General features: G+C 60.7%; 12 protein-coding genes. 11 read left to right on the top strand and 1 reads right to left on the bottom strand.

Going from position 1 to position 14264, the window contains the following annotated elements; genetic code table 11:
- The first annotated feature begins 565 nt into the window (after positions 1 to 565).
- The 3 genes from VFE81_RS13835 to groL all read left to right on the top strand — a co-directional run bounded on the left by VFE81_RS13835 (position 566) and on the right by groL (position 6165).
- Complete coding sequence (locus VFE81_RS13835; RefSeq protein WP_325045136.1) at positions 566 to 2635, top strand: hypothetical protein; 2070 nt, start codon at positions 566 to 568, stop codon at positions 2633 to 2635.
- A 1546-nt stretch (positions 2636 to 4181) separates the two neighbouring features.
- Positions 4182 to 4472: a co-chaperone GroES gene (groES, locus tag VFE81_RS13830; RefSeq protein WP_007178996.1), complete on the top strand. Its 291-nt coding sequence runs from the start codon at positions 4182 to 4184 to the stop codon at positions 4470 to 4472.
- 52 nt (positions 4473 to 4524) lie between these two features.
- Complete coding sequence (groL, locus tag VFE81_RS13825) at positions 4525 to 6165, top strand: chaperonin GroEL (protein WP_325045135.1); 1641 nt, start codon at positions 4525 to 4527, stop codon at positions 6163 to 6165.
- Between the two features lie 196 nt (positions 6166 to 6361).
- Here the strand turns inward: groL and VFE81_RS13820 are convergent, their stop codons facing one another.
- Entirely contained in the window at positions 6362 to 7222 is an 861-nt protein-coding gene (locus VFE81_RS13820) for a hydroxymethylpyrimidine/phosphomethylpyrimidine kinase (RefSeq protein ID WP_325045134.1), read from the bottom strand.
- A 310-nt stretch (positions 7223 to 7532) separates the two neighbouring features.
- Here VFE81_RS13820 and VFE81_RS13815 point away from each other — a divergent pair, with 310 nt between their 5' ends.
- The 8 genes from VFE81_RS13815 to VFE81_RS13780 form a co-directional block, all read left to right on the top strand.
- The gene (locus tag VFE81_RS13815) at positions 7533 to 7703 is read left to right on the top strand and encodes a rubredoxin (RefSeq protein ID WP_006047743.1); all 171 of its coding nucleotides are present in this window, start codon (positions 7533 to 7535) and stop codon (positions 7701 to 7703) included.
- Between the two features lie 257 nt (positions 7704 to 7960).
- Entirely contained in the window at positions 7961 to 9376 is a 1416-nt protein-coding gene (locus tag VFE81_RS13810) for a hypothetical protein (RefSeq protein ID WP_325045133.1), read from the top strand.
- A 259-nt stretch (positions 9377 to 9635) separates the two neighbouring features.
- Complete coding sequence (locus VFE81_RS13805) at positions 9636 to 10214, top strand: YqgE/AlgH family protein (RefSeq protein ID WP_325045132.1); 579 nt, start codon at positions 9636 to 9638, stop codon at positions 10212 to 10214.
- Positions 10211 to 10651, top strand: coding sequence for a Holliday junction resolvase RuvX (gene ruvX / locus VFE81_RS13800; RefSeq protein WP_325045131.1), 441 nt, complete (start codon positions 10211 to 10213; stop codon positions 10649 to 10651). Before VFE81_RS13805 ends, ruvX begins: the two co-directional genes overlap by 4 nt.
- Positions 10638 to 11180: a bifunctional pyr operon transcriptional regulator/uracil phosphoribosyltransferase PyrR gene (gene pyrR / locus VFE81_RS13795; protein WP_325045130.1), complete on the top strand. Its 543-nt coding sequence runs from the start codon at positions 10638 to 10640 to the stop codon at positions 11178 to 11180. The genes ruvX and pyrR overlap by 14 nt, the downstream gene beginning before the upstream one ends.
- A gap of 125 nt (positions 11181 to 11305) precedes the next feature.
- A complete protein-coding gene (locus tag VFE81_RS13790; RefSeq protein WP_325045129.1) occupies positions 11306 to 12331 on the top strand; it encodes an aspartate carbamoyltransferase catalytic subunit in 1026 nt (341 codons plus the stop codon).
- 14 nt (positions 12332 to 12345) lie between these two features.
- Positions 12346 to 13626 (top strand): dihydroorotase, encoded by a 1281-nt coding sequence (locus VFE81_RS13785; RefSeq protein WP_325045128.1) that lies wholly within the window; start codon positions 12346 to 12348, stop codon positions 13624 to 13626.
- A gap of 37 nt (positions 13627 to 13663) precedes the next feature.
- A partial coding sequence (locus VFE81_RS13780; protein WP_325045127.1) for a lysophospholipid acyltransferase family protein occupies positions 13664 to 14264 on the top strand: 601 nt, incomplete at its 3' end.

Here is a 14264-nt window from a genome sequence, read left to right as displayed (position 1 = left end):
AACACTTGCCGGGCTTCATTTCGTGGTCTTCACCATGCTCATGCTTGTTCATGCAGTACCAGTACTCCAAAGTTCCTAACACGCTCTAGCCCAGCCCGCGCTGGGCTTTTTTTTACCTGCTGCCTGATCATCCTTGACACTATGCATCCTCGCGCCATCGTATGCTTGGTGGATAAAAATCGGAGATCGCATGGGCCATTCATATCACCTTCTTGTAGGCGGCCTGTTTCTGGTTTTGGCGCTGGCGTGTCTCGCTGCTCTGATAGCCGGCTGACGGCCACCCTTGGAACACAGTCCCCACATCCCTTCCGATTCATGAGTGCTCCTGTACCAGCAGTTCACCGTCAGACATCGACACATTCGGAATTGAGCGTGTCGTCAGGCTGAGTCGGTAGCAAAATTATTTGCACTCTGATTGCGCCGGTTAGCCTGTCTCGCGCCCACATCTCACGAGGGTCGCTGTGCGGCTCATCGCACCAGACGCAACTCCGGCGCGGCCACTGCAATCGAGACGGTCAAAATGGCCGCCATAGGCTGAAACTTTCCAAGCACCAAAGTTTGGTTGATGAAAACGACGAAAATACATCAGTTTCCGCGATGGTCTGAGTTTCGCGCCGCGGTCGATTCAGCATTGCGCGCGCCTTCCCTGCCGGCAGACCGTTATACGTTCTACAAGGAGGCGTCCGAGGAAATCGCATCGATCTTCCCGGATTCGCCGTCCGACGTCGAGCAGTCTCGTCGTCCGTTGAACGACGAAATTGCCAGCGAACTCGGCGCGCTCGCGAAAGAAATTACGCTTTCCCACTTTCTCGCACAGACGCCCAAGGAACCATATTTTTCCGTCGCCCACATCCTGCGAGACGCTCTCCGGCCAAAACGGGCGGTTCCCACCGTATCCGTTACCGACGAGAGATGGATCACCGCAATTCAGATCGCATTGACTTACAACGAACGGAAGGACCCGCAGACGGCGACAACGCCGGGGGGGCAGCCTGAACACATAACATTCGCTCAAGCTATAGCGTTTTATACGGCAAGGGGTATCAACGTCCCCCTGTTCGGTGATCAGATTGTCATCCAGTCTAGTGGTGTCTGGTCGGCCCTCGCTGCCACGGTTGCGGGTCCCCTGATGGCCATCGGCGATTCGCTCGCAAGCCAGTATATGAACCAGTGGCTTGCCCCCCAATTTGACCCGCGCATTGGACGCGTACATCTCCATCCGACTCCAGATCAGATGGGGCGCAAGTTAGACCGATCGCTTCCTTACGGGCACCTGTACAGAACTGTGCTGAAAACGCTCGGGCGACGCCGCACCCATGGCCAGCCTCCCGTGAAGTTCGAACGTGTCGGTAAGGAAGCGACCCATTTTGGCGCGCTCTTCGAGGCGGAACCGTTCACGACGTACGAGACGATGTTCCCCACTTATCCGCATCGGGTTTTCGAAATGCTGATGCGGGTCGTTCTTTACGACGAGTTATTCAATATCCCGCAGTGCGAACCCGGGCAGATGGAGCGCCTCATGGAGAGTCTCTTTGCAGAGATCTCGAAAGCCGGAGCCAGTCCTGCCGGTAATTGCGTATTCAACGATGTGATCATACTGTGGCGAATCCTACTTTCCCTGTCCGCGCCAAACGCGGCCTCAACCTTTGTCGAACGTTCTCGGCTCCAGAGCATCCTGAGGCAGAATGTTGGACATGCCGCGAGCGTTGCGCTACTCGATTCGTTCGTGTTCTCGGCTCCGAACAGCAGGTACCGCGTTCCGGCCGATGCAGCAGTCGCCGATACCCGGGAGTGCGCCATCGTCGAGGCATCGGATGACCGGTACTGGATTGCCCCCCGCCCGTTCTTGGGGCCGGCATTTTTCGCCCGCCTAGTTGCTCTCTACGCGAAAGCAGATAAGGACACCAGCAGCAAAATTGGCTTGGCCTTTGAAGTACACCTGCTAGATCGGATGACGCAACTCGGCATCCAATGCCGGCGCGCCGACATAGACGGTTCCAAGGGCGCGAAAGCGGGAGATCTCGATATTGTTATCGAGACGCCACAGATCGTGGCCCTGTTTGAATTGAAGAAGAAGGGGCTCACGCGGAGGACCAACTCCGGAAACGATCTCCAACTGGCGATTGATCTAGCGTGCGGCGTTGTCCGGGGATTCAATCAGCTGGCGCGGCACGAACTCGCCCTGCTGAAAAACGGAGCGTTGCGTTTTGCAGACGGAACAAAGCTTGAGCTCAACGGCCGTCGCATAATCAAGTGCGTCATCTCACTCGCAGACTACGGCGGAATGCATGACGGTGCGATCGTGAGAAATATGCTGAACGCCTTCTCCCAGATACAGCTGAATCCGGCCCGGTCGTTAACTGGTGAACAACGGGCCGGGCTCGAGAAGGCAAACGAGGAACTCAAAACGTTGCAAAAGCGCTATGCCGAATTTGCGGCGCTCCCGTCAACCGGCCCTAAGGCGACTCTGTTCGACAATTTCCTGTTTCACAATGTGTTCCTCGTTGAGTATTTGCTGCTCACCGAGCAAAGCGCAGAGTCTCTTTTGCAAGCACTGCTGATGGGACACCGGATGGTGACCGGATCCCGTGATCCGGTTTTTGACCATGCGCGGTTTCAATCCGGCATCGGATAGTCATATGAGCCGGGTCCGCCCCACGACAGACCGCAATGAATCTGTCACCGTTCTGAATATCAATCATTGACCGCCCCCTCTAACAGCCCTGTTTGGCAAGCACGTCGGCACCGCGCCTTCGTGCCGGCTGGCGAGGGGAATCGATCAGAGGCGGAACAAGCCGAACGAAGTGCTTCGGAGGATTTCGGCAGACCGCATCAGGCAGCAGCCGGCCATGAAGCGACGTTTGCCTCTGTCTGCGACCGGACGTTCGGGCGGCCGATTCCCTTGGACAGCGGACCTTTGCATGAGGATGGCGTTAAACCGCGACGGGTGCGTATTGACTCTAATGCGTTCTCAGTTTCGCCGGACATGAAAAACCTGTGATGCTGCTGCCAGGAAACGGAAATAGTGAGATTGCCGGCAGATTTCCCAGTCCCCCTATGCCGTAGGTGCCTCGACGCACGGTACCTAGGCAATTCGCGTAGTTAGGACTCGCTAAAGGCGCGGACAGCAACAAGTTAGCTGCCGAAGAAAATTTCCAGTCTGGTATCCTTTTCAGGCCGGAACACCAACTCCGGTTGCGGCCTGGTAAGCCGCTAAAGGTGACGTGGACGAAGGGCGCCCGGTAGATACCGGACTACCCGACGAAAGCGAAGCCGATCCGTAGAACGCAATGTCACCGATTACCTCGGCCATCCAGCGGACTACGGAAGCGACGAACGATTCTAGGGCGGGACTCGCACGCGCCAGCCAGGGCGCGCTATAAATTCAAACAGGTTAAACGCCTGTACCGGTACGGGCATTTCTTGGGTGAAACCATGAAAGGCACCGTAGAACAAAGGGTAGGCACATGGCTGGGTCTTGCGGCAAAGGCTGCAAAGCTTGTTGAAGCATTGATTCATCTTTACCACATGCTTTCCTAGGAAAAGGGGTGGCTTCGGCCACCCCAAATCCTGAAAATCAAGTCCTCAGTTTGCTATTTCCGCTCGCCGCTCCCTTTGCCGTTCGACGGCTTGGATAGCCGGCGCACCGCGGTGTCGATCTTGTCGGAGGCGATCCGTTACTTTCCGTGGCCGCTTTTGTCGTCTTCGTTTCCAGAATCCGTTCAGCATCGACGAGTCGCGTGCGCTGGTGGTCGCGGGCCGCATCATGTTTTTCGAACGTCCCGAGCGTGGATGAGGAGTGGGATCCACTCTGGGGTTTACCCTTGATCGAATGTCAGTCGCTACGTTTTGCGAGGCGATGTCGTCAGAAACCGCTACGTGTCCCAGCAGTGCGCGCAACCCTGTAGCACGGGGACTCCGACTCTAAGTCATTGTTTTTTATGGAAAGTGGGCGCTGGTGTGGTGTCCGGACGCAGGTCGTGAGTTCAGACTTAAGCGAACAAAGTTCAAAGTTAAGCGAATCTCGATGTCGACACCAAAGCGCGATCCCTTCTTGAATTTGTCACCACCCGTCCATATAATTAGCACTCGCTGCACGAGAGTGCTAACAACATCGCCGGTTGGCTCAGCCAGCCGGGTTTTCTCAGCGTTCTTCAGTCTCAATCAAGAGAGGAGTATGTATGAACCTTCGTCCTTTGCATGATCGCGTGATCGTCAAACGTCTGGATCAAGAAACCAAGACTGCGTCGGGCATCGTGATCCCCGAAGCCGCAGCAGAAAAGCCGGATCAAGGCGAAATTCTGGCAGTCGGCCCGGGCAAGCGCGACGACAAGGGTGCACAAATCGCACTCGACGTGAAAGTTGGTGACCGTGTCCTGTTCGGCAAGTACGCAGGCCAGACCGTTAAGGTCGACGGCAACGAACTGCTCGTGATGCGTGAAGAAGACATCATGGCCGTGGTGCAGAAGTAAGCGCTGGTCGCTACTTCCCCGGTTATATCCCAAGAATTCAAGGAGTTAGAAGATGGCAGCTAAAGACGTCGTATTCGGTGATTCCGCCCGTGCCAAGATGGTTGAAGGCGTGAACATCCTCGCGAACGCTGTGAAGGTCACGCTGGGCCCGAAGGGTCGCAACGTTGTCCTGGAACGCAGCTTCGGCGGCCCGACGGTCACCAAGGATGGTGTCTCGGTCGCGAAAGAGATCGAACTGAAAGACAAGCTCCAGAACATGGGCGCGCAAATGGTCAAGGAAGTTGCTTCCAAGACCAGCGACAACGCAGGTGACGGCACCACGACCGCAACGGTTCTGGCTCAGTCGATCGTCCGCGAAGGCATGAAGTACGTTGCGTCGGGCATGAACCCGATGGACCTGAAGCGCGGTATCGACAAGGCTGTGACGGCCGCTATCGAAGAACTGCGCAAGATCAGCAAGCCGTGCACGACGAACAAGGAAATCGCTCAAGTTGGCGCGATTTCGGCAAACAGCGATTCGTCGATCGGTGACCGCATCGCTGAAGCGATGGACAAGGTCGGCAAGGAAGGCGTCATTACCGTTGAAGACGGCAAGTCGCTGCAAGACGAGCTGGACGTCGTCGAAGGTATGCAATTCGACCGCGGCTACCTGTCGCCGTACTTCATCAACAACCCGGACAAGCAAGTTGCCGTGCTCGAAAACCCGTTCGTGCTGCTGCACGACAAGAAGGTTTCGAACATCCGTGATCTGCTGCCGGTACTGGAACAAGTCGCCAAGGCTGGCCGTCCGCTGCTGATCATCGCAGAAGACGTCGAAGGCGAAGCGCTGGCTACGCTGGTTGTGAATAACATCCGCGGCATCCTGAAGACTGTTGCTGTCAAGGCTCCGGGCTTCGGCGATCGTCGTAAGGCCATGCTGGAAGACATCGCTGTCCTGACCGGCGGTCAAGTCATCGCTGAAGAAACCGGCCTGACGCTCGAAAAGGCATCGCTGGCTGAACTGGGTCAAGCGAAGCGTATCGAAGTGGGCAAGGAAAACACGACGATCATCGACGGCGCAGGCGAAGCTGCAACGATCGAAGCGCGCGTGAAGCAAGTGCGCACGCAAATCGAAGAAGCAACGTCGGACTACGACCGTGAAAAGCTGCAAGAGCGCGTGGCCAAGCTGGCCGGCGGTGTTGCAGTGATCAAGGTCGGCGCTGCGACCGAAGTCGAAATGAAGGAAAAGAAGGCACGTGTCGAAGACGCACTGCACGCAACGCGCGCAGCTGTGGAAGAAGGCATTGTTGCTGGCGGCGGCGTCGCACTGATCCGTGCACGTACGGCAATCGCTGGCCTGAAGGGCGCTAACGCCGATCAGGACGCAGGTATCAAAATCGTGCTGCGCGCGATGGAAGAGCCGCTGCGTCAGATCGTCGCGAACGGTGGTGAAGAAGCCAGCGTCGTGGTGGCAGCTGTTGCAGCCGGCACGGGCAACTACGGCTACAACGCAGCAACCGGCGAGTACGTCGACCTGGTTGACGCAGGTGTCGTGGACCCGACGAAGGTGACGCGCACGGCGCTGCAAAACGCAGCTTCGGTTGCTGGCCTGCTGTTGACCACCGACGCAGCTGTGTGCGAACTGCCGAAGGAAGACGCTCCGATGGGCGGCGGTATGCCCGGCGGCATGGGCGGCATGGGCATGGACATGTAATTTCGGTTGGGCCTCGTTTGAGGCTCAGTTGGAAAAACATGGGGAAGTGCGCTGTGAGGCGTGCTTCCCAAATGGAAAAACCCGCAGAAATGCGGGTTTTTTTATGGGCGCTGTTTTGCTGAGACCTCTCTGAGACCGAAGCGGAAACCCTCGCTGGGTGCCCGCCACTCAAGCAGCAGACGCTTCGCGTCGATTTCTAATGCCGTGCTTCGCCCGGCGCCGCGTCCTTGCCGGCCGCGGGTGGCGCTTCGTCGTCGCTGCTGCGGGCCCAGAAGAAGCGGTCCGGCAGATACGCGCCCATTCCTGGCCGGAATGCGTTGCGCATCGCCTGATACAGATACTCCTGCGCCTCGCGCACGGCTTCCGCCGGCTCCTGGCCGTTGGCCAGCAAGGCGGCAATCGCAGCACCGAGGGTATCCGTGATGCCCATGATCCGGTGGCTGCCGCGGTCCCACATATCCTGACGCAGCTGGCCGTCTTCACTGAACAGCGTGTTGACGAGCCGGTGCGTGCCGGTTTCCGTCGACAGAATGTACTCGCAGCCTTGCGACAGCAGATGCGAGATCGCTGCATCGAGGCTCGGCGCTTCGGCGTCGCCGTCCGGCTGGGCGAGGGCGAGCAGTGTGGTCGAATCGGCGACCAGCAAGGTGGTTTGCGGCGCCAGCAGGTCGGCGATCGCTTCGCGTAGTTCGTCGGCGGCGAGCACGTGTTCGTCGTCGAGCGTGAAGTCGGGGGCGAGGATCAGCGGGATGTCGTCGTAATCGGCGACGACCTCCGCAATGGCGCTCACTACTTCCGCGCGCGTGCATGCGCCGACCTTGAACGCGGCAATCGGCATGTCTTCGAGCAGCATCCGGGCTTGGGTCGCGACCACTTCTGGGTCGAGCCCGGTGACTTCGTCGCAGCTTGCCGAGTCGCGCACGGTATAGCCCGTGAGCACGGAAACACCATGGCAGCCCATGCTGGCAAGGGTCATCAGGTCGGCTTGCAGGCCGGAGCCACCGGTGGGATCGGAAAGGCCGAAGGTGAGGACGATCGGGGGTGTGTCGCTGGGCATGAAAATTTGCAAAAGGAGCTGTATTTAGGCGCGGAGAGTGCGCAATCGACTCAATTATGCGGCCTAAACCGTTGCGAAGGCGGTTTTTCGCATTCTTCGGCATGTTGTCGCAAGCAAGAGCAATGTACGCGGCAGCCAGGGATCAACCAGGCGGCCGCACTACGCCGCGAGTGCCGAGCGAACCGACGCAAACCTCTAGCCAAAGGCCGCCGCACACTGCGATTGGGCGGTTCTGATTGCTAGGCATTGGGGCGGCAACACGGTACCATCATGGCTCCCGTTTCCACGGACTCTACGACGCGACACAAGAATGGAATATCAAAGCTGGATGTGCCTGATTTGCGGCTGGATTTACGACGAAGAAGCCGGTTTGCCGGACGAAGGCATTGCGCCGGGCACCCGCTGGGAGGACGTTCCCATTAACTGGACCTGCCCGGAATGCGGAGCGCGCAAGGAAGACTTCGAGATGGTCCAGATCTGAGGTCCGGGGGCAAGCGGCGGTGTTCAGCTAAGTGCTATGCCGCGTGACTGCGGCGCGGCGTTTTGCAGGCAGCGTCGGCCGGAGCGAACGCGGTTCACGCGCTCGGAACGCAGCCCCAACGCGTCGATGCGGAGCGTCGCCGGTTGTGCCGTGTCGCAGCGGTAGTCTGTCATTGTCCTGTCGCCAGTTCGCGCGTTAGCCGATCAGTCTCTCGTGCGGCGCTAAGCGGCGGCCCGTCAGCTTTCTGTCGCCTGCCTATGACTCTTCGATCCGCTGCACCCGATTCCTTCGATGCCTTGCCGAATCCGCGCGGCGGCGCAGTCCGTTCCGCGGAACTGGCGCTGGCCGAGGCGTTGCTAGCGTTCGAGCAACACAGCGAGAGCACCTCGGCGCTGCTGCGTGCGTCGCACGCATTGCGCGAGGCCGGTTGGCTGAGCGCGCAGCGCTTCGCTGACGCGTTGGTACGGCTTTCGCCTTTGGCCGAGAGCGAGGGCGATCTGGCTGATGCGGACAGCGCGCGGGCCGTGTTCGGCGCGGCGTTGCACGATTTCCGCGCAGCGCTCGAGCGTCACAATCTGCGCGAGCTGTCCTGCTCGCCCACACTGTTCAATCACTATCGCGCGCTCTGCACCCATTTGTCGGAGCACACGCCCGGCTCGACTGTCGCGTTCGAAGATCTCGCGCTGAGCGCGCGCCCCGTGCCGCCGGTATCGCTGCACGCGCAGTCGGCGGATCAACTGGCCCATTTGCGGGCGCGCTATGAACGCGCGCTGCTGCCGGTGTTGCGCGCGCAGCCCGATAACAGTGGCGCCGCGCTTGCTTTCACGAACGCCGCGCTCGACGAACTGGACGCGGTCCTCACCGAACTCACCGGTCCGGACCCCTACGATTTCTGGCGCCTCGCCAAGGCCTGTGCCAAGGCGCTGCGTGTTAGCGGCCGCGCCACCGGAGAAGCAGACGCGCGGCGTTTCTATGCGCGCTGCAACCTCGCGCTGGGCGATCATGCGCGCGGTATCGAGCGCGCGCCGCGTTCGCTGGTGCGCGCGACACTGGCGCTGTTGTGGCGCGATTACGCGTTGTTCGGCGCTGCGGCGGAAGACGCCGATCATGTCGAAGTGCTGCACGACTATGGCTTGACCGTCGATTGGCACGTCGCCGGCACCCAGGCATCCGAAATGCTTTGGGAAGCAGGCGCCGTGCAGGCACAGACGATCAGTGCAACCCGCAGCGCGTTGACACGCGAGTTGGGCGTGTTGACCGTCAACGCGCACGCTTATGAAGATTTCCTGCAGACGGCTGATGCCTCGATTTCGGCACTGACCGAGCATGCCCGTGCGGCCGATCAGCCCGAGAAAGCCGATCCGAGTGAGGCGCTGCAGGCGGGCGACGCCGCTTACCGGCTCGGCGCCGCCGCATGCGCGCTGGGCCTCGGCCACATCGCGCTGGTCGCCGATGCGCTCGGGCTTGCATGGCGCCGCCGCGCGCACGCCGGCGTATCGACGCCTGCGGTGCGTTCCCACGTCGTCGTGGGTGCGCCGGCGGCGAGCACGCTCGAGCAGGCTGCCGAAGCTTTGCGTGCGATGCTGCACAAAGTGGCGGCGGGCGTCGCGCCAACAGGCAGCGGTGCCGCGCTGGCCGCTTTGACGCGTTCGATCGAACAGGGCGGCGCCTGATCTGCTGCGGTATCGGCAGCACGTCCCGTGTGCCGGCGCGCATCCTCATGCCTGCAGCAACGAGGAGCAACGATGGAATCCGGAGGCACGCGATATGCGTGTCATAAACACCGCTAACCCGCACCGTGGACAAGGCCTGCGTGCGTGATAGAGTGGAACTTGATTCGCCGTCGATGGCTCGCGGCGCACTTCATCGCGCACGTCGCGGTCCCGCGCTCAAAGCCCGCCATCCTGCATCGTCTTTGCTAAAATCCGAACTATGTCCAAGAGTACCGATCGCATCAATCTGACCAACCAGTTCCTGATCGCCATGCCGAGTATGGCCGATCCCACGTTTGCAGGAACGGTCGTCTACCTTTGCGATCACAGTGAGCGCGGCGCGCTCGGCCTCGTGATCAACCGGCCGACCGATATCGACCTCGAAGCGCTCTTCAGTCGCATCGATCTCAAGCTCGAGATCGAACCCCTTCTTCATGTGCCCGTGTATTTCGGCGGCCCGGTGCAAACCGAGCGCGGCTTCGTGCTGCACGATCCGAAAGACGGCAATGCCTATACGTCGTCAATGTCGGTGCCCGGCGGCCTGGAGATGACCACGTCGAAAGACGTGCTCGAAGCCGTCGCAAGCGGCACCGGTCCGGAGCGCTTCCTGCTCACGCTCGGCCATGCCGGCTGGGGAGCGGGTCAGCTCGAAGAGGAGATTTCGAAGAACGGCTGGCTCAGCGTTGAAGCCGACCCGAAAATCGTTTTCGACGTGCCTGCGGAAGAGCGCCTGGAAGCGGCGCTCGCGCTGCTCGGCATTTCACTGTCGATGCTGTCGGGCGAAGCAGGTCACGCATGAGCCTGTCGGCCGGACGTGAGGCGACGCTGCTTGCGTTCGATTATGGTGAAAAGCGGATCGGTGTGGCGGTGGGCAACTCGCTCACCCGCAGCGCACGGCCGCTCGTGATTGTGCAGAACCGCAGCCGCGAATACCGATTCGAGGCGATCGGCAAGTTGATTGCTGAGTGGAAGCCTGACGTGCTGGTGGTTGGCTTGCCGATGCATCCCGACGGCACGCCGCACGAAATGACCCAACTCGCGAAGCGCTTCGGTAATCAGCTGAATGGCCGCTTCAATCTGCCGGTTACATGGATCGACGAGCGCTATTCGTCGGTTGAGGCGAAGGCGGAAATCCGCGCCGGCAACGGCCGCGCCGACATGCTCGACGCCCAGGCCGCCAGCATCATCCTCCAGCAATATCTAGATGGACTTTCCGACGATCATGAGTTTCATTGACGCCGAAGCGCTCTACAGCGCTTTGCTCGAACAGATTCGTGCCGCGTATGGTGACAAGCTCTGCGCCGGGCAAGACGATGCCGAAGGCGCGGTGCTGGCTGGCATCTACAGTGGCGGCGCGTGGCTGGCCGAGCGCCTCGCGCGCGACCTGCGCGTGCCGAGCTTCGGCGTGGTGAATGTCGCGCTGCATCGCGACGACTACGCGAAAAAAGGTCTGCACTCGCAGGCAAGCCCAACTTCGCTGCCGTTTTCCGTGGACAAGCGCCGCATCGTGCTCGTGGACGACGTGCTGTACACCGGCCGCACGATTCGCGCGGCGTTGAATGAGCTGTACGACTACGGCCGTCCGGCATCGGTCGAACTGGCGGTGCTGGCCGATCGCGGCGGACGCGAGCTGCCGGTGGCGGCGCGGTTCGTCGGCGGCGTGGTGGATGTGCCGCCCGATGCGACGCTTGTTCTCGCCCGCGAACAAGGCGGGGCCGACGGCAACCCGCATTTCACGTTTCACACTGAAGCACGCGTTGATTGAACGCGACTCCGCATATCGAGCAAAGCGATTCACGCGCTGCGGCACTGAACGCGCCGATTGAACCGTCACACGTAGTCAGCATCGACATCGTACGCGTTGAAGCCCGTATTTGAAGCAGGGACACCATGAACACCGCCACCCAGGCCTCCCAGAATTCAGCCGACAGCGCCACCGAACGCTTCCGTTATGGCTTCCTGAAGGGCAATCCGCAGCTCACGAAAAACGGCGAGCTCAAACATCTGTTGTCGATCGAGGGCTTGCCGAAGGCAATCGTCAATCACATTCTCGATACCGCCGACCAGTTCGTCAGCGTGACTGATCGCGAAGTGAAGAAGGTGCCGCTGTTGCGCGGCAAGTCGGTGTTCAACCTGTTCTTCGAGAACTCGACGCGCACTCGCACCACCTTCGAAATCGCCGCGACGCGTCTTTCGGCGGACGTGCTGAATCTGAATATCAACGCTTCGTCGACGAGCAAGGGTGAGTCGCTGCTCGACACGATCAACAATCTCTCGGCGATGCATGCCGATATGTTCGTCGTGCGCCATGCATCGAGCGGCGCACCGTATCTGATCGCCCAGCACTGCGCGCCGCACGTGCATGTGATCAATGCCGGCGACGGCCGTCACGCACACCCGACCCAGGGTCTGCTCGACATGTACACGATCCGCCACTACAAGAAGGACTTCACGAATCTGCGCGTGGCGATTGTCGGCGACATTCTGCATTCGCGGGTCGCGCGTTCGGACATTCATGCGCTGACCACGCTCGGCGTGCCGGAAGTGCGCGCGATCGGTCCGCGCACGCTGCTACCGGGTGGCCTCGAGCAGATGGGCGTACGCGTATTCCACAACCTCGACGAAGGCCTGAAAGACGTCGACGTGATCATCATGCTGCGTCTGCAAAACGAGCGGATGAGCGGCGCGTTGCTGCCGTCCGCGCAGGAGTACTTCAAGAGCTGGGGTTTGACGCCGGAGCGGCTTGCGCTCGCCAAGCCCGATGCGATTGTGATGCACCCAGGTCCGATGAATCGTGGCGTCGAAATCGATTCGCAGGTGGCTGACGGTCCGCAATCGGTGATTCTGAATCAGGTCACGTTCGGTATCGCGGTGCGTATGGCAGTGATGGGGATCGTCGCGGGCAATCACGGCTAAAAATAAGGTATCGCATGAAGTTTCATATTCAAGGCGGCACGCTGATCGATCCGGCAGCGGGCACCGAACAGCAGCAGGACATTTTTATCGCAGCGGGCAAGATCGTCGCCATCGGCAACGCGCCTGCTGATTTTCAGGCAGAGAAGACGATCGACGCTAAAGGGCTGCATATCGCGCCGGGCCTGGTCGACCTGTCCGCGCGCTTGCGCGAACCGGGCTACGAACACAAGGCGACACTCGAATCCGAAATGGCTGCGGCGCTCGCGGGCGGCGTGACGAGTCTCGTGTGTCCGCCGGACACCGATCCGACGCTCGATGAACCGGGCCTCGTCGAGATGCTCAAGTTCCGTGCGCGCAATCTGAACCAGGCGCATGTGTATCCGCTCGGTGCGTTGACCGTCGGGCTGAAAGGCCAGGCCATCACCGAGATGGTCGAGTTGACCGAAGCGGGCTGTATCGGTTTTTCGCAGGCCGATGTGCCGGTGGTCGACACGCAGGTGTTGATGCGTGCGTTGCAGTACGCGAAGACCTACGGTTACACCGTGTGGCTGCGTCCGGTGGATGCGTATCTCGGCAAGGGCGGCGTGGCCGCAAGCGGTGCGCTGGCCTCGCGGCTTGGGCTTTCAGGTGTGCCGGTGTCGGCAGAGACGATCGCGCTGCACACGATCTTCGAACTGATCCGTGTGACGGGGGCACGGGTGCATCTGTCGCATGTGTCGTCGGCGGCGGGCATTGCGTTGATGCGCGCGGCCAAGGCCGAAGGCTTGCCGGTGTCGTGCGACGTCACCGTGAACCATGTGCATCTGATCGACCTCGACATCGGCTACTTCGACGCGCAATTCCGGCTCGATCCGCCGTTGCGCCAGCAGCGCGATCGCGAAGCGATCCGCGCAGGTCTCGTCGACGGTACGATCGACGCGATCTGCTCCGACCACACGCCGGTCGACGACGACGAAAAGCTCCTGCCGTTCGCCGAAGCCACGCCGGGTGCGACGGGCCTCGAGCTGTTCCTGTCGCTAACGGTCAAATGGGCCGACGAAGCGAAAGTGCCGTTGGCAAAGGCGCTGAACCGCATCACCACAGCGCCGGCCGACGTGCTGAAGCTGGACGCGGCCGGGCGCATTGCGGTGGGCGCCGTTGCCGATCTCTGCGTGTTCGACCGCAACGCGTATTGGCGCGTCGAGCCGCGCGCGTTGAAGAGCCAGGGGCACAACACGCCGTTCCTCGGCTATGAACTGCCGGCGCGCGTGCGAGCGACCATCGTGTCCGGTCACGTTGCGTTCGAACAGCGCTAATATCCGCGGCATTGCCCAGTTACGGAAAGCTCCGACAATGAAGCTCGCGTTACGCAAGGCCCGTCTCATCGCGCATCTGCTGCACGGCATGTGGATCGTCGCGACACGCTTTCCCAAGGCCGGTGCGGACGGGCGGCAGACGCTCAACCGCGAATGGTCGTTGAAAATGCTGCGTTTGTGCGGCATGCAGCTCGTCGTGCATAACGACAGCGCGCGGCTCGATCGCGGCGCGCTGGTGGTCGCCAACCACATCTCGTGGATCGATATTTATGTGATCAATGCGTGGCGGCCCACGCCGTTCGTTTCGAAGGCCGAGATCCGGCAGTGGCCGGTGGTCGGCTGGCTTGCACAGCAACTGGACACGGTGTTCATCCAGCGCGAGAAGCGCAGCGACGCGAAGCGGATCATGCACGAACTGTCCGACCGCCTGAGCGCGGGCGAACTGATGTGCGTGTTTCCAGAAGGGACTACGTCAAACGGTCTGGCGCTGCTGCCGTTTCACGCGAATATGTTCCAGGCCGCCGTGTCGGCCTCGGCGCCGGTGCAGCCGCTGTGCATCATGTATGAAGACGCGCAGGGCCGACAATCCACCGCGCCCGCGTATATCGACGATCTGACGCTGGCCGATTCGCTGAACA

It is taken from the genome of Paraburkholderia sp., assembly GCF_035656215.1.
GTDB lineage: Bacteria > Pseudomonadota > Gammaproteobacteria > Burkholderiales > Burkholderiaceae > Paraburkholderia.
The sequence above is the reverse complement of the archived record's forward strand: the minus strand, read 5'-3'. Positions and strand labels throughout refer to the sequence as shown.